This window comes from Stenotrophomonas sp. PE591 (genome assembly GCF_018320795.1).
Classification (GTDB): domain Bacteria; phylum Pseudomonadota; class Gammaproteobacteria; order Xanthomonadales; family Xanthomonadaceae; genus Stenotrophomonas; species Stenotrophomonas maltophilia.
The window spans coordinates 222,685-238,582 of the sequence record NZ_JAAOKO010000002.1; the positions used below are offsets into that span (position 1 = coordinate 222,685).

Here is a 15,898-nt window from a genome sequence, read left to right on the forward strand (position 1 = left end):
AGAAGAAGCAGGGAGCGAAAAGCAGAAAAGCCGCGGCAGTGCCGCGGCTTTTCCTGTGGAACCGAGCCGGTGCTCGGCTGCCGGTAGGGCTTAGTGCTTGGCTTCTTCCTTGGCGGCGTTGGCCTTGGCGTCATTGGCGACATCGCGGGCCTTGTCGGCGACCTTCTGCGCGGCGTCGGCGGTGGCGTCGCTGGCGTGCGCGGCGGCGTCGGTTGCGGCGTCCTTGGCCTTGTCGGCGGCGTTGGCAGTGGCGTCTGCGGCCTTGTCCAGCGCCTGCTGGGTATCGGCGGCGGCCTGCTCGGAAGCGGCGGCGGTCTTGTCGGCGGCTTCGCGGGTGGCGGCAGCAGCCTTGTCGACGGCGTCGCGGGCGGCAGCGCCGGCGCTGTCGGCCGCCTGCTGCGCGTCCTGCTTGGCCTGTTCGGCTTCCGGGCCCTTGCAGGCGGCCAGAGCCAGCAGCAGGGAGGCGGCCAGCAGGGTGGTGGTGATCGGACGAATCTTCATGGCGGTCTCCGGCACTGCAATGGATGGGGACGCCAGCCTATTCATGCCGTTGTGAAGACCGGGTCGCGATGCAGGGGCTTGATCGCCGGCATCCACGCAAAGAAAAAGCCGCTGGCGAACCAGCGGCTTTTCCAGAACAGCGTGAAGAAAGAAGTTATTACTTCTTGGCTTCTTCAGCAGCGTCCTTGGCCTTCTCAGCGGTGCCTTCAGCAGCCTTGGCAGCGTCAGCAGCAGCGCCGGCAGCAGCGTCGGTGGCAGCACCGGCGGTCTGGGCAGCGGCGTCGGTGGCGGCGTCAGCAGCGGTGGCGGCGGTGTCAGCGGCCTGCTGGGCAGCGTCGGCGGTCTGGGCGCCAGCAGCGGCGGCCTGGTCGGCAGCAGCCTGGGCTTCGGTGGCGGCTTCGTTGGCCGAAGCAGCGGCGTCCTGGGCAGCTTCCTGCTTCGAGCAGGCGGCCAGGGCCAGAGCCAGGGACATCGCGACCAGCAGCTTGTTGATGCTCATTGTGTAAATCCTCGTCGTTAGAATTAGGCAACGCGCATGCTGCGCGCCGACAACATGATGACAAGCCAAGATTGGGTGTCAAGCGATCCCGCATTCATTTTTGCGAAATCATCGTTAAATCTTTTTAAATCAATTCGATGGCGATTGCCGTTGCTTCGCCGCCGCCGATGCAGAGGGTGGCAATGCCGCGCTTGCCACCACGCGTGCGCAGAGCGTTGACCAGGGTCACCACAAGACGTGCGCCGGAGGCACCGATGGGGTGACCCAGTGCGCAGGCGCCGCCATTCACGTTGAGCTTGTCGTGAGGGATGCCCAGTTCGCGCATCGGGGCCATCGCCACCACGGCAAAGGCTTCGTTGATTTCGAACAGATCGACCTGGTCCAGCGACCAGCCGGTCTTGCCCAGCAGCTTGTGCAGCGCGCCGATCGGGGCGGTGGTGAACCACTCCGGTTCCTGCGAGTGGGTGGCGTGGCCGACGATGCGGGCCAGTGGCGTGATGCCTCGCGCGGCGGCATCCTCTTCGGTCAGCAGCACCACCGCGGCGGCACCGTCGGAGATGCTGGAGGAACTGGCGGCGGTCACGCTGCCGTCCTTCTTGAAGGCCGGACGCAGGGTCGGGATCTTGGCGATGTCGGAGCGCCCCGGCTGCTCGTCGATGGCGACCTCGACCTCACCCTTGCGGGTGGCTACCTTCACCGCGACGATCTCGTCGGCGAATGCACCGTTGGCCTGGGCAGCCTGCGCGCGCTTGACCGACTCGATCGCATAGGCGTCCTGCTCTTCGCGGCTGAACTGGTACTTGTCCACCGCGCACTCGGCGAATTCGCCCATGGCCTTGCCGTCGTAGGCGTTGACCAGGCCATCGTGGGCCATGTGGTCGACCGCCTGGAAGTTGCCGAAACGGTTGCCGGTACGGGAGTTCGGCAGCATGTGCGGGGCGTTGGACATCGATTCCATGCCGCCGGCGACCACGATGCTGGCCGAGCCGGCCTTGATCAGGTCATGGCCGAGCATGATGGTCTTCATGCCCGAGCCGCACACCTTGTTCAGCGTGGTGGCACCGGCCGACAGCGGGATGCCGGCGGCGATCGCCGCCTGGCGGGCGGGCGCCTGGCCGAGGTTGGCCGGCAGCACGCAGCCCATCAGGACTTCGGAAACGTCGCTGGCCGGGACACCCGATTGTTCCAGCGCGGCGGCGATGGCTGCCGCGCCGAGGGTCGGGGTCGGCACGCCGTTGAACTGGCCGAGGAAGGAGCCGATGGCGGTGCGCTTGGCGGCGGCGATGACGATGTTGGACATGGCAATCTCGTTGATGCGTAAGCAATGTTCGGAAAGGAGACCGGAGGCCGTTGGATGCGCCCCGGTTTCCCGGCAGACTGCGTGGGGGTCGGCCCAAGTATAGAGGGTCGGGGAGGGCTGCCGCTGTGCGGCGCCGAACGCCTGCCGGGATGAAGGCAGGCCAACGTTCACGGGAAGGAATCGATGGAGCGAACGATGATGGTGAGGTCTGTGCTGGCAACCGCGCTGGCGATGGCGCTGACGGCCTGTGGTGGAGGCGGCGGAGGCGGCAGCAACGTGCGCGTCGACCCGCCCCCGACCACGCCGACACCTCCAACCACGCCTCCGCCGACGACACCACCGCCGGCCAAGCCGCAGGAGCCGGCCTTTGACGCGCATCTTTCAGTCACCAACGCGCGTGCCGCACAGGCCGCCGGCCTGACCGGGCAGGGCGTGCGCATCGGCATCGTCGATTCGGGCGTGCAGCGCAACGCGGTGGCCTTGAATGGTCGCGTGCTGGCCAACTTCAATTACATCGATCCCGCCAGGAACAACCTGGCGGTTGATGACGTGGTCGGGCATGGCACCGCCGTGGCCAGCCTCGCCGCCGGCGCAGCAGTGGGGACCTGGCCGGGCGGTATCGCGCCAGGCGCCCAGATCGTCTCGGCAAGAATCATTTCCGACAAGCCGCCGACCGACGACGGCAGTGGCCAGGGCAATGCCTTCAGTGGGCCGCTGGGCGTGGCCCAGGTCCACCAGGACCTGATCAGCTACAACGTGAAGGTGATGAACAACTCGTGGGGCGGCCTGTACTGGACCGACCTGCCGACCACCGCGCAGGTAGCCGCCGAATACCGGCCGTTCGTGATCAACCACGGTGGCCTGGTGGTGTTCGCCGCCGGCAATGACGGCCGCAGCGAACCGAGCAGCCTGGCCGCGCTGCCCAGCCAGAAGGGCGTGGCAGGCACGCTTCCGGCGGCCGATCTGGAGCGCGGCTGGCTGGTGGCCACGGCGGTGGACCCGTTTACGCCGGGAGCGCTGGCCAGCTATTCGAATGCCTGCGGCCAGGCGGCCCGCTACTGCCTGGCAGCGCCGGGCAGCGCGGTCTACCCGGATGCCAACGGTGGCAGTTACTACTGGAACTACGGCACCTCGTTCGCCGCGCCGCTGGTCTCCGGTGCGGCGGCGCTGGTCTGGCAGCGCTTCCCCTACTTCAACAACGATCTGGTGAGGCAGACCCTGCTGGGCACTGCCAAGGACATCGGTGCGCCCGGCGTGGATCCGGTGTTCGGCTATGGCCTGCTCGACATCGGTCGCGCGATCAACGGTCCCGGCCGCTTCGACTGGGGCGATGTGGTTGCCAACGTTGATGCCGGCTCGACCAACTCGATGTGGAGCAACGACATCACCGGCAGCGGTGGCCTGGTCAAGCAGGGCGGAGGCAAGCTGGTACTGGCCGGCAACAACAGCTATTCCGGCGCCACCCGCATCGAGCGCGGCATCCTGACGCTGCAGAACAGTGGCGTGATCCGTTCCAATGTGACGATCCTCGCCCAGCCCGACCCGGATTCCACCGGTCTGCAGTTCAACGGTGGCACGCCGCGGGTGATCGGCAATGTGGTCAACGGCGGCAGCGTGTTCCTCACCACCGGCAATACCACCGGCACCATCGAGGGCAACTACACCCAGCAGCCCGGCGCGCAGCTGATGATCGCGCTCGGTGCCAACGCACTTCAGGTCACCGGCAACGCAACGATCAATGGCGGTGTGCGTGTGCACGGCTTCGTCTCCGGCTATGTGCCGCAGAACGGAACGCGCCAGGACCTCATCCACGCCGGGGGTGGCCTGAACGGCACCTTCAGTACCCAAGCCACTTCCACCGGCCTGCAGGGGCTGACCCTGGTGGCACCCACGTATGGCTACGACAGCAACAACGCCTGGTTGAACGTGAACCAGGTCAGCGTCACCGCCGCAGCCAGTGGCCTGAGCGCCTCCGCACAGGCCGCAGCGCAGCGCCTGGAAGGCGCATTCGCAGTGCTCGACGGCAACACCGGCCTGCAGGGATCGCCCTTCGGTGCGGCAGCCGGTGCGCTGCAGTGGGCCGGAGGCGGCCAGCAGGGCCTGGCCGACAGCCTGCAGAGCCTGTCCGGCCAGGCGCATGCCCGCGCCGAGGCTGCCACCTTCGACAGCATCGACATGTCGCGGCGTGCGATTGCCGAGCGCTTCGATCGTGTACAGGCCACCCCGCGCCTGCGCGGGAGCTGGCAGAGCGCGCTGGGTGAGGCGGGGCAGGGCAGCTTCGCCGGCAACGCCGCCGACAGCCGGGGCTGGATGGCCGGCCAGGATCTGCCGCTGGGCGGCAACGGCCTGATGGGCGTCGCCTTCGGTGAGACCCGCAGCAATGGTGGCAGCAGTTTCGGCGGTGATCGCGGGCGTGATCGCCAGGCGCAGGCACAGTTGTACGCTGGCTGGAGCCTGGGGCGTGGCTATGCGCTGGCCCAGTTCGGCAGTGGCCAGTTCACCCGCGCGCTGGATCGCCAGCTGCTGCTGGGTGCGGGCGCCTACGGTGTCTCGGCGCGTTACGGCGGGCGTTTCAGCAGCGCCAGCGTGGAAGGCGGATATCGCCTGGGCCGCGCAGGCGCTTCGTTGACGCCCTACCTCGGTGCCAGCACCACGCGTGTCGATACCGATGCGTTCAATGAGCTGGGCGGTTTCGGCTTCGGCCTGCGGGGTGATGCCACCCGCGCGCAGCGCAGCCAGATGCTGGCCGGCATCCGCGGCGAGCGGGGCTGGGGGCGTTGGAACCTGCGCGGACACGCCGAGTGGCAGCAGCGGCTGGACGGCGGTGACGCCGATTGGCAGGCCAGTTTTGTCGGCGTGGATGCCTGGGCGCCGCTGGCAGGCTGGAATGCGCCGCGCGGCAGTGCGCTGATCGGCGTCGCGCTGGAATCGTGGTGGGGCCGCAATGGCCGCTTGAGCCTGGGTTTCGACCAGCGTATCGGTGGCGAGGGCGCGCGGCAGGCTGCGTTGCGCTACAGCACCGGGTTCTAGCAATCGGTCGCGCCGGGAAGGCTCCCGGCGCGACGTCTGCAGCCTCAGCCGCCGCGCAGGTTGCCCAGGCGCGGAGTGCTGCGGCCCAGCGGCATCTTCAGCTTGCCGATCGACAGGATGCGGCTTTCCGCAATGCGATCGGCGGCCCGCTGCGGCGCGATGTTCTCGCGCTGCGACAGTTCGAAGATGCGGGTGAGGTTGTGGTAGATGCTGCGGATCAGGCGCATCGCGCGTTCGCGGTTGTAGCCGTCGATCTCCAGCGACACGTTCATCACGCCGCCGGCGTTGACGGCGTAGTCCGGGGCGTAGAGGATGCCGCGCGCATGCAGTTCGTCGCCGATCTCCAGGCTCGACAGCTGGTTGTTGGCAGTGCCGCAGATGATCTTGGCCTTGATCCGCGGCAGCGTGTCGGCGTTGATCGCGCCTTCCAGCGCACACGGTGCGAACACATCGGCGTTCACTTCGTGGATCTCGTCCGGCTTGACCGCCTCGGCGCCGAAATCGCTGACTGCACGATCAACCAGCGCACTGTCCAAGTCGGTGACATACAGCTTGGCGCCGCGGTCACGCAGCAGTTTCACCAGTTCCATGCCGATGTGGCCCAGGCCCTGCACCGCGATGCTGGTCTTGCCTACTTCCTCATGGCCGAACTTGAAGCGCATCGACGCCATCAGTGCCTGCAGTGCGCCGTAGGCCGTGAAAGGCGCCGGATCGCCGGAGCCACCATGGACCTGGTGCACGCCGGTCACGAACTGGCTCTCCAGGTAGATGTTCTCCATGTCGTTGACGTCGGTGCCAACGTCCTCGGCGGTGATGTAGCGGCCGCCCAGCGAATCGACGTAGCGGCCGAAGGCGCGGAACAGTACCTCGGTCTTGTCCGTCTTCGGGTCGCCGATGATCACCGCCTTGCCGCCGCCCACGTTGAGCCCGGCCAGCGCATTCTTGTAGGTCATCGTCCGGCTCAGCCGCAGCACATCGGCCAGCGCCTCGTCGGTGCTGGCGTAAGGGCGCATGCGCACGCCGCCCAGGGCCGGGCCCAGGGTGGTGTTGTGGATGGCGATGATCGCCTTCAGGCCGGCATCGTGGTTGTGGCAGAACACCACTTGTTCGTGGCCGGTGGTGGCGAGGGTTTCGAATAGCATGGCGTCTCCGATGGCGCGAACAGCGGCGAACTGCAGCGAACGGCCAGTGAACGGTAGGGTCCCAAAACAAAAAAAGCGACGTCGTCAGTGCAGGGGGACGGGTCGCGCGGCGCCATTCTAGTCCATTCCCCCGGTCGCTGCCGTCGACATCGGCGCCCTTCCGGTTAAAGAAGATGAAAGTGCGGCCGATGCTGCGACGACGGCGGGTGGCCGGATTCGCGTGAAGAGGCAGGGCGGTCAGTGACGGCAAGGGCACCACAACGACAGGGCAGGCGGCGATGACGCCGGCCTGGTGGCGATCGCTGCGCGGCTGGCTGGCGCGCTCGACCGGGGCGGCTCCGTTGCGCCTGGCGGCCGTATCGCGACAGGCGGTCGCTGCTGCCGCAGCCAGCCTTCAGGGCGAGGCCCTGCAGGCCGGCGAGATCGCCGCCCACCTGCAGCGCGGCCTGCATGCACTTGCCCTGTACCCACGGCTGGCTGGCGAGCCTGCCCCCGTGCAGGATCCGGCACTGGGCGAAGCGGTGGCGCGCGCGCTGCAGGACCGTGACTGGGCCGCCCGGCACCTGCCACGGCGCCCGCAACTGCTGCCGCAGCTGATCCAGACCGTCAACGACGATGCCGCCTCGGCACGGGTGATGGCCGCGATCATCGGCCAGGACCCGGTGCTGACCGGAAATCTGCTGCGCATCGCCAACAGCCCGGCCTACAAGGTGCATGAGCGGCCGGTGGAAAGCCTGCAGCGTGCGGTGACCCTGGTCGGTACCGAGGGCGTGCGCCAGATCATCAGCGCAGTGCTGGTGCAGCCGGTGATGCAGGTGCAGTGCGGCATGTTTCCGCAGTTCAGTACGATCATCTGGGAGCACGCACTGCTGGCTTCGCGTGCGGCCGCCGATCATGCGCGCACGGTCACCTTCGGTGATGCCTTCGCTGCGCAGTGGCTGGGCCTGGTGCAGGGGCTGGGGTCAGCGCTGGTGATGCGCCAGTTGCTGCAGGAAGCGCAGGCACGCGACGAAACCGTAGAGCCGGCGCTGGCCCTGCAACTGCTCCAACAATGGTCGTTGCCGCTGGCACAACGCGTGGCTGCAGCCTGGGAGCTGCCCGAGCCCGTGCACCAGGCACTGGCGCCGGAGGCCGATGGCCCACTCGCCGACAGCCTGCGTCTGGCCAGCGCTGCGGCGGCAGCCAGCCTGCTGTGCCGGCATGGACATGCCAGCCAGAGCCGCATGCTGGCCCTGCTCGAACAGTTGCCTTCGGCGCCGCCGCATGCCCTGCGTTGGATCTGGCGGCGCCTGCATGGACGCAGCGTGGAAACACGTGATGAGGCCGGACAGGAAGAGGCGGGTCCAACACCCTGAGCGCTACAGCTGCGATTCGACCGGCAGCCAGCTGATCACCCGCGACAACCAGCGTTTGCGCGCCGTTGCCCCCGGCTCGGCCTCCACCCAGTGCGGTGGAGGTTCGCGCTCCAGCCAGCGCAACCGGCGACGGTCATCCAGCGCCAGCCACCAGCTGTGCCTGGGATCAGCCAGGCGCAGGTACTCGTCCCGCAGCTGTGCGCCCAGCACCGGATCGTCGAACAGCACGCCCATCTCGGTGTTCAGATAGGCCGAGCGCGGGTCGAGGTTGAACGAACCGACAAAACCGCGGCGGTCATCGACCAGGAACGCCTTGGTATGCAGGCTGGCGCCGCTGCTGCCGAACACGCCGGCATCGCCGGACTGCCCTTGTGCCTTCAGTTCGTAAAGGTGGACGCCGGCTTCGAGCAACGGCACGCGGTAGCCCATGTAGCCACCATGTACGGCGGCGACGTCATTGGCGGCCAGTGAGTTGGTGACCACGCCGACCTGCACGCCCCGCCCGGACATGGCCGAAAGGCCATCCAGGCCCTCGTTGCCGGGAACGAAGTAGGGCGAGATCAACAGGGCCTTGTGCCTGGCGGCCTGCAGCTCGCTGATCAGGGTCGACACCAGCCAGGCAGCGCGATCGTCCTTGCGGTGCTTCATCGGCGGGTCGGACACGATGCGCACTGCACCGCTCCAGCGCAGCGGCTCGGGGCTCGGGCGCTGCCGCTTGCGTGATTCGGCCACGCGCGCCAGGTACGGCCGGGCCACGTCCCGCTGCGCCTCATGGTCCGATTCGCGCACCAGCAGGCGCAGCTGTGCGTCGGTATGGAAGGCAAGCGCGGATACCGGAATGGCGGTTTCGCTGTTCCAGTAGTCGTCGAAGATGCGGTTGGCCTGCTCCACGGCGGGGCCGGCGACCAGCAGGTCCAGATCCTGGAAGTTCACATCGGTGCGCGCGCTGAAATACTCCTCGCCGATGTTGCGGCCACCGACGATCGCGACGCGGCCATCGGCGATCCAGCTCTTGTTGTGCATGCGGTGGTTCACGCTGAAGAAGCGCTGCACCATCTCCACCATGCGCAGGATGCCGGTCCGGTTGCGGAACGGGTTGTACAGGCGGATCTCGATGTTCGGATGCGCATCGAGCGCCATCATCAGCGCGTCCTTGTCCTTGGCATTCATGTCATCAAGCAGGATGCGCACGCGCACGCCGCGCTCGGCGGCGTCATACAGCGCCTTGGCCATCAGGTGGCCGATCAGGTCGTCGTGCCAGATGTAGTACTGCAGGTCCAGGCTGCGGCCTGCGTGCGTGGTGATCATCGCGCGTGCGGCGAAGGCATCCATGCCATCACTGAGGAAGGCCACGCCGGACTGGCCGGGATGGGCCTCCTGCAATGGCACGATCTGCTGGTCGATGCGGGTCTGCGCCGGCTGCAGTGGCAGCACATGCGAAGGCGTGCCCCGTGCCTGCGGCGTGAGGTGGTCGGCCAGCAGCAGGCCGGACAGCACCAGCAGCACCAGCGCAGCGAGAATGATTGCAGCGATGCGCAGCAGGCGTCGCCACAGCGGCTTGGGCAGGCTCATGCCCCGATGGTAGAGCCACGCCATGCGTGAAGGAATGCCTGCAGGATCGACAGGGGGTCAGAGCCCTCGACAGGGGGTCAGAGCCCTTGCCTTCGGCACGGGATCCCACCCCGAGGGGGCGTCACCGATGGGGTCGGATCCCATTCCACAGGAAAGGGCTCTGACCCGCACACCTCAGAACCGCTCGTCGCTGCCCAGGTAGCGCCACTGCTCCGGCGGCAGCGGCCCCAGCGCCACGCGTCCGATACGCAGGCGGCGCACCCCGGTCACCTGCAGCCCGGCGGCTGTCACCGCTGCACGCAGGCCCTTGGCGGTAAGCCCCTTGCCGGCAAAGCGCAGGCGTTGTTCGCTCTGCCAGCTGACCTTGCCGCCGCCGGCCTCCTGCTGCAGACGCGCCATCAGCCATGGCCCACGCTCCGGGCCGCCTTCGGCCACTTCGATCAGGTATTCTTGCTCGGTGCGGCCCAGATTGCGCTGCAGATGGGCCAGCGCGGCCGGATCCTGGCTGACCACCACCAGGCCGCTGTCGCTGGCCGGAAGCGAGGCGGCCAGCTGCAGGCCGTGGAAGTGGCGTTGCAGGGGGCGGATGCCGCTGGCATCGAGCTCGCTGCGACTGTCACTGCTGACCAGCGCGCAGAGAGTCTCGGCGGCAACGCCGGCCGGCTTGTGCAGGAGCATGCTGACCCGTTCGGCCTTTTCATCGCTGGCCTGCTCGGCTACGACGATCACCGCGCTGTCATCGACCGGGCGCTGCGGCTGTTCCACCACCTCGCCGTTGACCGTGACCCAGCCGCCTTCGATGTAGCGTCGCGCTTCGCCGCGCGGGATGCCGAGCAGGGCGGACAGGCGTTTGTCGAGACGGATCGGTTCCATGGCGGCAAGGTCGGGCAGGGGGCGCGCAGTGTAGCTGCTGCGGCCGGTCAGCGCTGGCCGCGGTTGGCCAGCTCGGTCAGGTACAGGCGGGTATCGAACTCCAGCTGCAGGTACTCCGGCTCCATGTGCTGGCACAGCTGGTAGAAGGCCTTGTTGTGGTCGGCTTCCTTCAGGTGGGCCAGCTCATGCACCACGATCATGCGCAGGAACGCTGCTGGTGCCTGGCGGAACACGGTGGCGATGCGGATCTCGCGGCTGGCCTTGAGGCGGCCGCCGTGCACGCGGGAAATGGCGGTATGAGTGCCCAGCGCGTGCTTGATCACTTCCAGCGTGTTGTCGTAGCAGACCTTGTTGAGCGGCACCGACTTGCGCAGGTAGCGGTCCTTCAGTTCCTGGGTGTAGTCGTACAGCTGGCGGTCGCTGCGCACCTCGTGGGGGTCGGGATAGCGCTGCTGCAGCCAGGGGCCGAGCTTGCCCTGCGCCAGCAGTTCGCTGACTTGGGCGACCAGGGGTTCGGGATAGCCGGTGAGGTACTTCAGGACTGCCATGCAGGGGCGGCGGGGCGTCGGTAGAATGGGGCATCCAAGATTACACGCGGTACGCACCGACCATGGCAAAGCCCAACGCGCTGCAGGAACAATTGCTCAAGGCCGGCCTGGCCAAGAAGTCGCAGGCCAGCGCCGCCGCGCGCGAGCAGGCCAAGGCCCGCCAGGGCAAGGCCGAATCGACCTCGGCCGAGGTCCAGCGCGAGGCTGAACGCGTCCGCGCCGAGAAGATCGAGCGCGACCGCGCGCTGGCCGCCGAGCGCAATGCGCAGGCCAGGCAGGCTGAACAGAAGGCGCAGGCGAAGCAGATCATCGCGGCCCATGCCGTGCCCCACAAGGGCGATGACGAGTACCGCTTCAGCGATGGCACGGCGATCCGCACCCTGCTGATCGACCCCAAGCTGCGCAAGGCGCTGTCGGTCGGCGTGCTGGTCATCGTTGCCCACGGCGACGGTTACGCGCTGCTGCCACGTGCTGCTGCCGAGAAGGTGCGTGAGCGCGCCCCGGAAGCGATCATCGTCGACCACGGCCAGCCGGGCTCGACCGCTGAGATATCCACCGGCAATGCCGAGGACGACGCCTACTACGCGCAGTTCCAGGTGCCCGACGACCTGGTCTGGTAAGCGAAAAGGGGACGGAGGGGATTAAGTCGCGATCGACCTGATTGAAGCCCTCCACGTTCTGCTCAGATTGCTGAAGATCAGCCGGGCATGGCTCGGCTCAACACAGGTCTGCTCCTTTGTGCGCGGGTGTATCGTCCCCATATCAGGCGACACACCTGCGGAGGATGGCCATGGCCACCGGTTGGGCGGGAGACGGCGCGGTCCAGGATCAGATCGACGCCACCGTCGACGATGCGATTGCCCGCGCGCGGCGCCAGCTGCGGCAGGGCCCTGGTCTGGAACACTGTGAGGAATGCGACGCACCGATTCCGTTGGCGCGGCGCCAGGCCGTGCCCGGGGTACGGCTGTGCGTGGCGTGCCAGCAGGCGCATGACGACGAAGAACAGGCGCATGCCGGCTACAACCGGCGTGGCAGCAAGGACAGCCAGCTGAGGTAAGGGGTGTTTTATTGGAGGGCTGCGCCCTGCACCTGCAGAAGCAACGTCAACATCAAAGGCTGGCATTCCGTGGGTTGGCAGGGCGGTGTCGGAGTGCGGGGACGCCGTGAACCCGTCCATGGGGGCTTGGCCGCGGCATCCATGCCGCGGACACCCCGCACTCCGACACCGCCCCGCCTCTGACAGATTTCCGCGATCTGTTGGAACCCGCTGCTGATGCCGACCGTTGGTCGGCACGGGGTCGGATTCAATTTTGACTATCGATATCTGACAGATGTGCCGACCAACGGTCGGCACCCACCAACAGCGCGCGGAATCTGTCAGAGGTGGGGCGGTGTGGGTGGGCAGGACCGTTGGCGCCATGGATGGCGCCATCGAGCCCCCATGGACGGGTTCACGGCGTGTCCTGACCACCCACACCGCCCCGCCATCCCACGGAATGCCGCTCTTGATCTTGCTTCGGCTTCGGCTTCGGCCTCGGCAGGTGCAGGGTGCAGCCCTGCAAAGAAGAACCTCCCTCAGCCGTCGCCCTGGATGCCACCGGGGGCCTGCGCCGGGTCGCGCCAGCGCCGCACCGTGCGCTGGAAGAACAGGTTGTTCGGCAGCTGCAGCACCGTGCCCTCGTGGCCGTCGCCGGTCTCCTGCAGCGTGGTGTAGATCAGGTTCACGTCGATCACCCGGCCCTTCAGGCCCGGTTTCTCGCCGTTCTCCAGCACCTCGATGTAGTCATGCAGGCGGAACGGGCGCGTGGTGAAGATCAGCAGCGTGCAGAAGATGTTGGAGAGCACGCTCCAGGCCGCGAAGAAGGCCACCGCACCCACCGCCGCGAAGCCGGTGAACGCGGTCCACAGTACCGACGGCGATGCGCCGAGCAGGCTGAGGATGTACAGCACTGCGCTGAAATAGACCACGAAACTGGTGATCCGGCGCGCGCCCATCACCATTTCCGGTGGCAGCGTGTAGTGCTCGGCGAAGCGGCGGATCAAGCGCCGTGCCAGCACCCGCAGCAGCCACGCGGCCAGCAGGGTGAGCAGGATCTTCACGGCGATACCCGCGTCGTGGAGCCAAGGGTAGGTCCAGGCCGGCAGGTGATCCTTCAGCGACAACATCATGGGGGCGACGACGGGTGGCAATAACGGCCCTCGATGTTACCCGGCGCGTGCGGGGGATTCGACCGCCGGGGTCCAGGCCAGGCAGACCAGCTCCTGGCGGTGCTGATGCAGGCAGGCGCGGCCGTTGTCGGGGCGCAGCTGCAGTGACAGGCCCAGCGCCTGCAGCAGGACGCAGGCAGCGATCACCAGCAGGGCGGCGCAGGAAGGGCTGGACATGGCAGGACTCCCGGACGGCAGATTCGCGAAGGACCTTCCATGGATGCAGCAGCCGTCGAAAAGGTTGCATGGCATCGGCCGTCGATCGGCTCTAAACCTTTTCCCGGGTCGCCGCATCCAAGCGATATGCTCGACACCACCATGCCCGCGCTGCCTGCCGCCAACGACGCCGTCGACGAACCCGCCCTGGTGCGGGCGGCGGCCGCCGGCGACACCGCTGCCTACGAACTGCTGTACCGGCGTCACGCGCCGCGTGTATTCGCTGTCCTGTGGCGGTTGTGTGGCGGCCAGCAGGCACGTGCCGAGGATGCGCTGCAGGAGGCCTTCCTGCAGGCCTGGAAAGCCCTGCCAGGGTTCCGTTTCGAGAGCAGCCTGTCCACCTGGCTGCATCGGCTGGGGGTCAACGCCGCACTGATGGAACTGCGCGGTCGCGCCGCAGGGCAGGATCACGACAGTCTGGAGGATGTCGATGGCGGCCTGCAGGAACTGGCGGTGCATGACCGTTGCGCGGGTACCGAGCGTGACCTGGAGCGCGCATTGTCGACACTGCCACCACGGGCGCGTGCGGTACTGGTGCTGCACGATATCGAAGGCTGGAAACACCAGGAAATCGCCGAGCAGCTGCAGATGGCTGTCGGCAGTTCCAAGGCACAGCTGCATCGTGCGCGCGGCCTGTTGCGCGCACGGCTGGGAGACATGACATGAGTACACACGAACACGATTCCGATCACGACCTGCTGGCCCGGCTGCGCGCGCTGCCGAACGAGCGCGATGTACCCGCCGATGGCTGGGCACGCCTGTCCGCCCGGCTGCCGCCGCGTGAATCGCAGGCAGCACCCGCGCCAACGGACAACGTGATGGTCCTGCCGGTGCGTTCGCGGCGCCGCTGGTGGTTGCCGGCCGGCGCTGCCCTGGCGGCCAGCCTGGCACTGTATGCGGTGGCGCCGTGGCGGCATGCGCAGCCGGATACGCCGGCGCCGTCCGCCCTGCAGCTGCAGGCCGCGGCGATGACCGAGCAGTATCAGCAGGCCGTCGCTTCGCTGCCCGATGGACGGGCGCCGGAATGGCAGCCGGCCCTGCACGAACTGGATGAAAGCGCGGCGCAGATCCGTGCCGCCCTGGCGCAGGACCCGCGTGCGCCGCACCTGCTTGGCCAGCTCAAGCGCACCTATGCGCTGCGGCTGGAACTGACCCGGCAGGCGGCCTATGCCGCCGAGTCCGGCCTGACGACCTGAGGAGACCCCCATGACCCGAACCCTGATTTCCTGCTGCGTCGCGCTGCTGCTGACCCCTGCCGTGGCACTGGCCGACACCCGCATCGACGAGCGCCACACCTTGGCTGCGGGCGGTCGCATCGAGCTGAGCAACGTGGCCGGCAAGGTGACCGTGCGTGGCTGGGACCGCAATGACGTGCAGCTCACCGGCACGCTCAGCGACGGCCTGCAGTTGCGCCAGGAAAAAAGCGCCAACCGTGTGCGCTGGGAGATCGAATATCCGCGCCGCAGCAACAGCGGTGGTGCAACGCTGGTGCTGAACGTGCCGCGATCGGTGGAGCTGCTGCTGAGCACGGTCAGCGCCAGCCAGGACATCAGTGGTATCGATGTGCGACGGCTGCAGGCCGACACGGTCAGCGGCAGCCTGAGCGCGGCTGGCCGCAGTGGCGACAGCAAGCTCAACACGGTCAGTGGCAGCGTCAGCGCACGCCTGCAGACGCCGAAGCTGGATGTGAACACCGTCAGTGGCCGCATCGAGGCCGGCGGTGGCGTGTCCGGTGATATCGGTGCGCAGACGGTGTCCGGACGGGTCGAGGTCGACGCCGGGCGCGTGCAGCGACTGGCGGTGGAAACCGTCTCTGGCAGCATCGATCTGGCAGCGGCCGGGTTGGCGCCCGGCGGCCGCATCAATGTCGAATCGGTCAGTGCCTCGGTCACGCTGAGCCTGCCACGCACGGTGTCGGCACAGCTGTCGGTGAACAGCTTCAGCGGCTCGATCAACAGCGACGCCGGTCAGGTGGAGCGGCCGCGCTATGGGCCGGGCAGCCATCTCGATACGCGTCTGGGGGGCGGCGATGGAGACATCCGCATCCAGTCGCATTCGGGCAGTGTGCGGGTACGCCTGGATCGCTGAGCACGGTCCGGCAGGCCGCGGCGGCAGCGCCGCCGCGGTCGGTACTGGGTCAGCTGGCTTTCTTCAGCGCCCAGGTGGTGCCGAGGACTTCGATCTTGCCACCGGCCTTGCGGAACGCTGCCAGGTCCGAAGCGATCGAATCGCTGCTGACCACGGTGCTGGCGGCCGCGCCCTTGCGTTCGCTGCGGATGCTGTTGCTGGCCTTCGCGGGGGTCTTTGCCTTGCGGGGCATGGTTGCTCCTGTCAGGTGGAAGGGGAGGAAAGCGCCCAGGCGTCGGCCTGGCGCAGGTAGTCCTGCCGCTCGCGGCGGCAGTCATCGCCGCCCATCGAAAACTGGCGGCAGATCGCCGGGCGCTGCGAATAGATCGTGCAGCGCAGGTGATAGGGATCGATCGCCGCGCACCAGCCTTCCTCGTTGCGCGCCATCACGGCACGGCCGTGGGTGTCGCGTGACAGGAACTGGCCAGGCACGTGGTCGCCGGGCTGCAGCAGCACGGGCAGCCGGCAACAGACCGCGTCACAACGGCGGCAGTCGATGGGTGCAGGTGCTGCGTCAGGTTGTAAGG

Annotated in this window: 18 protein-coding genes; 7 read left to right on the forward strand and 11 right to left on the reverse strand. The window is 67.7% G+C overall.

Annotation, left to right across the window (positions count from 1 at the left end; genetic code table 11):
* Window positions 1-90: 90 nt before the first annotated feature.
* From JLDANKMP_RS06170 to JLDANKMP_RS06180, 3 genes are all read right to left on the reverse strand, one after another.
* Complete coding sequence (locus JLDANKMP_RS06170) at window positions 91-501, reverse strand: hypothetical protein (RefSeq protein ID WP_005410582.1); 411 nt, start codon at window positions 499-501, stop codon at window positions 91-93.
* Window positions 502-658: 157 nt separating this feature from the next.
* A complete protein-coding gene (locus JLDANKMP_RS06175) occupies window positions 659-1,000 on the reverse strand; it encodes a hypothetical protein (protein WP_005410581.1) in 342 nt (113 codons plus the stop codon).
* A gap of 124 nt (window positions 1,001-1,124) precedes the next feature.
* Window positions 1,125-2,300, reverse strand: coding sequence for a thiolase family protein (locus JLDANKMP_RS06180; RefSeq protein WP_005410580.1), 1,176 nt, complete (start codon window positions 2,298-2,300; stop codon window positions 1,125-1,127).
* A 183-nt stretch (window positions 2,301-2,483) separates the two neighbouring features.
* Between JLDANKMP_RS06180 and JLDANKMP_RS06185 the strand changes: the two genes are divergently transcribed.
* Complete coding sequence (locus tag JLDANKMP_RS06185) at window positions 2,484-5,330, forward strand: autotransporter serine protease (protein WP_212560741.1); 2,847 nt, start codon at window positions 2,484-2,486, stop codon at window positions 5,328-5,330.
* Between the two features lie 44 nt (window positions 5,331-5,374).
* Here the strand turns inward: JLDANKMP_RS06185 and JLDANKMP_RS06190 are convergent, their stop codons facing one another.
* On the reverse strand, window positions 5,375-6,472 hold the full coding sequence (locus JLDANKMP_RS06190) for a Glu/Leu/Phe/Val dehydrogenase dimerization domain-containing protein (protein WP_005410578.1): 1,098 nt from the start codon (window positions 6,470-6,472) through the stop codon (window positions 5,375-5,377).
* Between the two features lie 278 nt (window positions 6,473-6,750).
* Here JLDANKMP_RS06190 and JLDANKMP_RS06195 point away from each other — a divergent pair, with 278 nt between their 5' ends.
* Entirely contained in the window at window positions 6,751-7,827 is a 1,077-nt protein-coding gene (locus JLDANKMP_RS06195; protein WP_005410577.1) for an HDOD domain-containing protein, read from the forward strand.
* 3 nt (window positions 7,828-7,830) lie between these two features.
* On the opposite strand, the gene JLDANKMP_RS06200 is transcribed toward JLDANKMP_RS06195, so the two are convergent.
* The 3 genes from JLDANKMP_RS06200 to JLDANKMP_RS06210 form a co-directional block, all read right to left on the reverse strand.
* Window positions 7,831-9,423, reverse strand: coding sequence for a phospholipase D family protein (locus JLDANKMP_RS06200; RefSeq protein WP_212560742.1), 1,593 nt, complete (start codon window positions 9,421-9,423; stop codon window positions 7,831-7,833).
* A 150-nt stretch (window positions 9,424-9,573) separates the two neighbouring features.
* Window positions 9,574-10,272 (reverse strand): RNA pseudouridine synthase, encoded by a 699-nt coding sequence (locus JLDANKMP_RS06205; protein ID WP_212560743.1) that lies wholly within the window; start codon window positions 10,270-10,272, stop codon window positions 9,574-9,576.
* 47 nt (window positions 10,273-10,319) lie between these two features.
* Complete coding sequence (locus tag JLDANKMP_RS06210; protein WP_005414217.1) at window positions 10,320-10,820, reverse strand: M48 family metallopeptidase; 501 nt, start codon at window positions 10,818-10,820, stop codon at window positions 10,320-10,322.
* Between the two features lie 62 nt (window positions 10,821-10,882).
* Here JLDANKMP_RS06210 and JLDANKMP_RS06215 point away from each other — a divergent pair, with 62 nt between their 5' ends.
* Together JLDANKMP_RS06215 and JLDANKMP_RS06220 are read left to right on the forward strand one after the other, a co-directional pair.
* A complete protein-coding gene (locus tag JLDANKMP_RS06215; RefSeq protein ID WP_005414218.1) occupies window positions 10,883-11,440 on the forward strand; it encodes a DUF2058 domain-containing protein in 558 nt (185 codons plus the stop codon).
* Window positions 11,441-11,610: 170 nt separating this feature from the next.
* Complete coding sequence (locus JLDANKMP_RS06220; protein WP_005414219.1) at window positions 11,611-11,877, forward strand: DksA/TraR family C4-type zinc finger protein; 267 nt, start codon at window positions 11,611-11,613, stop codon at window positions 11,875-11,877.
* 518 nt (window positions 11,878-12,395) lie between these two features.
* On the opposite strand, the gene JLDANKMP_RS06225 is transcribed toward JLDANKMP_RS06220, so the two are convergent.
* Window positions 12,396-12,989, reverse strand: a complete 594-nt coding sequence (locus JLDANKMP_RS06225; RefSeq protein WP_005410571.1) for a mechanosensitive ion channel family protein — start codon at window positions 12,987-12,989, stop codon at window positions 12,396-12,398.
* 36 nt (window positions 12,990-13,025) lie between these two features.
* Window positions 13,026-13,205, reverse strand: a complete 180-nt coding sequence (locus tag JLDANKMP_RS06230; RefSeq protein WP_024958248.1) for a hypothetical protein — start codon at window positions 13,203-13,205, stop codon at window positions 13,026-13,028.
* 126 nt (window positions 13,206-13,331) lie between these two features.
* On the opposite strand from JLDANKMP_RS06230, the gene JLDANKMP_RS06235 reads away from it, so the two are divergent.
* Genes JLDANKMP_RS06235 through JLDANKMP_RS06245 form a run of 3 tightly spaced genes read left to right on the forward strand, consistent with a single transcriptional unit; the run spans window position 13,332 to window position 15,332 of the window.
* Window positions 13,332-13,910, forward strand: coding sequence for a sigma-70 family RNA polymerase sigma factor (locus JLDANKMP_RS06235; RefSeq protein WP_005414221.1), 579 nt, complete (start codon window positions 13,332-13,334; stop codon window positions 13,908-13,910).
* The gene (locus JLDANKMP_RS06240) at window positions 13,907-14,440 is read left to right on the forward strand and encodes a hypothetical protein (RefSeq protein ID WP_111117954.1); all 534 of its coding nucleotides are present in this window, start codon (window positions 13,907-13,909) and stop codon (window positions 14,438-14,440) included. The genes JLDANKMP_RS06235 and JLDANKMP_RS06240 overlap by 4 nt, the downstream gene beginning before the upstream one ends.
* A 10-nt stretch (window positions 14,441-14,450) precedes the next feature.
* Window positions 14,451-15,332: a DUF4097 family beta strand repeat-containing protein gene (locus JLDANKMP_RS06245; RefSeq protein WP_005410567.1), complete on the forward strand. Its 882-nt coding sequence runs from the start codon at window positions 14,451-14,453 to the stop codon at window positions 15,330-15,332.
* 49 nt (window positions 15,333-15,381) lie between these two features.
* Here the strand turns inward: JLDANKMP_RS06245 and JLDANKMP_RS06250 are convergent, their stop codons facing one another.
* On the reverse strand, window positions 15,382-15,564 hold the full coding sequence (locus tag JLDANKMP_RS06250; protein ID WP_005410566.1) for a hypothetical protein: 183 nt from the start codon (window positions 15,562-15,564) through the stop codon (window positions 15,382-15,384).
* Window positions 15,565-15,575: 11 nt separating this feature from the next.
* Entirely contained in the window at window positions 15,576-15,869 is a 294-nt protein-coding gene (locus tag JLDANKMP_RS06255; RefSeq protein WP_053462562.1) for a YkgJ family cysteine cluster protein, read from the reverse strand.
* Window positions 15,870-15,898 lie beyond the last annotated feature (29 nt).

Bases quoted from the DNA above. Each gene is read 5' to 3' on its own strand.
- JLDANKMP_RS06185 (WP_212560741.1), top strand. From the start codon at position 2,484: ATGGAGCGAACGATGATGGTGAGGTCTGTGCTGGCAACCGCGCTGGCG.
- JLDANKMP_RS06195 (WP_005410577.1), top strand. From the start codon at position 6,751: ATGACGCCGGCCTGGTGGCGATCGCTGCGCGGCTGGCTGGCGCGCTCG.
- JLDANKMP_RS06235 (WP_005414221.1), top strand. From the start codon at position 13,332: ATGCTCGACACCACCATGCCCGCGCTGCCTGCCGCCAACGACGCCGTC.
- JLDANKMP_RS06170 (WP_005410582.1), bottom strand. From the start codon at position 501: ATGAAGATTCGTCCGATCACCACCACCCTGCTGGCCGCCTCCCTGCTG.
- JLDANKMP_RS06230 (WP_024958248.1), bottom strand. From the start codon at position 13,205: ATGTCCAGCCCTTCCTGCGCCGCCCTGCTGGTGATCGCTGCCTGCGTC.
- JLDANKMP_RS06220 (WP_005414219.1), top strand. From the start codon at position 11,611: ATGGCCACCGGTTGGGCGGGAGACGGCGCGGTCCAGGATCAGATCGAC.
- JLDANKMP_RS06200 (WP_212560742.1), bottom strand. From the start codon at position 9,423: ATGGCGTGGCTCTACCATCGGGGCATGAGCCTGCCCAAGCCGCTGTGG.
- JLDANKMP_RS06215 (WP_005414218.1), top strand. From the start codon at position 10,883: ATGGCAAAGCCCAACGCGCTGCAGGAACAATTGCTCAAGGCCGGCCTG.
- JLDANKMP_RS06190 (WP_005410578.1), bottom strand. From the start codon at position 6,472: ATGCTATTCGAAACCCTCGCCACCACCGGCCACGAACAAGTGGTGTTC.
- JLDANKMP_RS06245 (WP_005410567.1), top strand. From the start codon at position 14,451: ATGACCCGAACCCTGATTTCCTGCTGCGTCGCGCTGCTGCTGACCCCT.
- JLDANKMP_RS06205 (WP_212560743.1), bottom strand. From the start codon at position 10,272: ATGGAACCGATCCGTCTCGACAAACGCCTGTCCGCCCTGCTCGGCATC.
- JLDANKMP_RS06225 (WP_005410571.1), bottom strand. From the start codon at position 12,989: ATGATGTTGTCGCTGAAGGATCACCTGCCGGCCTGGACCTACCCTTGG.
- JLDANKMP_RS06250 (WP_005410566.1), bottom strand. From the start codon at position 15,564: ATGCCCCGCAAGGCAAAGACCCCCGCGAAGGCCAGCAACAGCATCCGC.
- JLDANKMP_RS06210 (WP_005414217.1), bottom strand. From the start codon at position 10,820: ATGGCAGTCCTGAAGTACCTCACCGGCTATCCCGAACCCCTGGTCGCC.
- JLDANKMP_RS06175 (WP_005410581.1), bottom strand. From the start codon at position 1,000: ATGAGCATCAACAAGCTGCTGGTCGCGATGTCCCTGGCTCTGGCCCTG.
- JLDANKMP_RS06180 (WP_005410580.1), bottom strand. From the start codon at position 2,300: ATGTCCAACATCGTCATCGCCGCCGCCAAGCGCACCGCCATCGGCTCC.
- JLDANKMP_RS06240 (WP_111117954.1), top strand. From the start codon at position 13,907: ATGAGTACACACGAACACGATTCCGATCACGACCTGCTGGCCCGGCTG.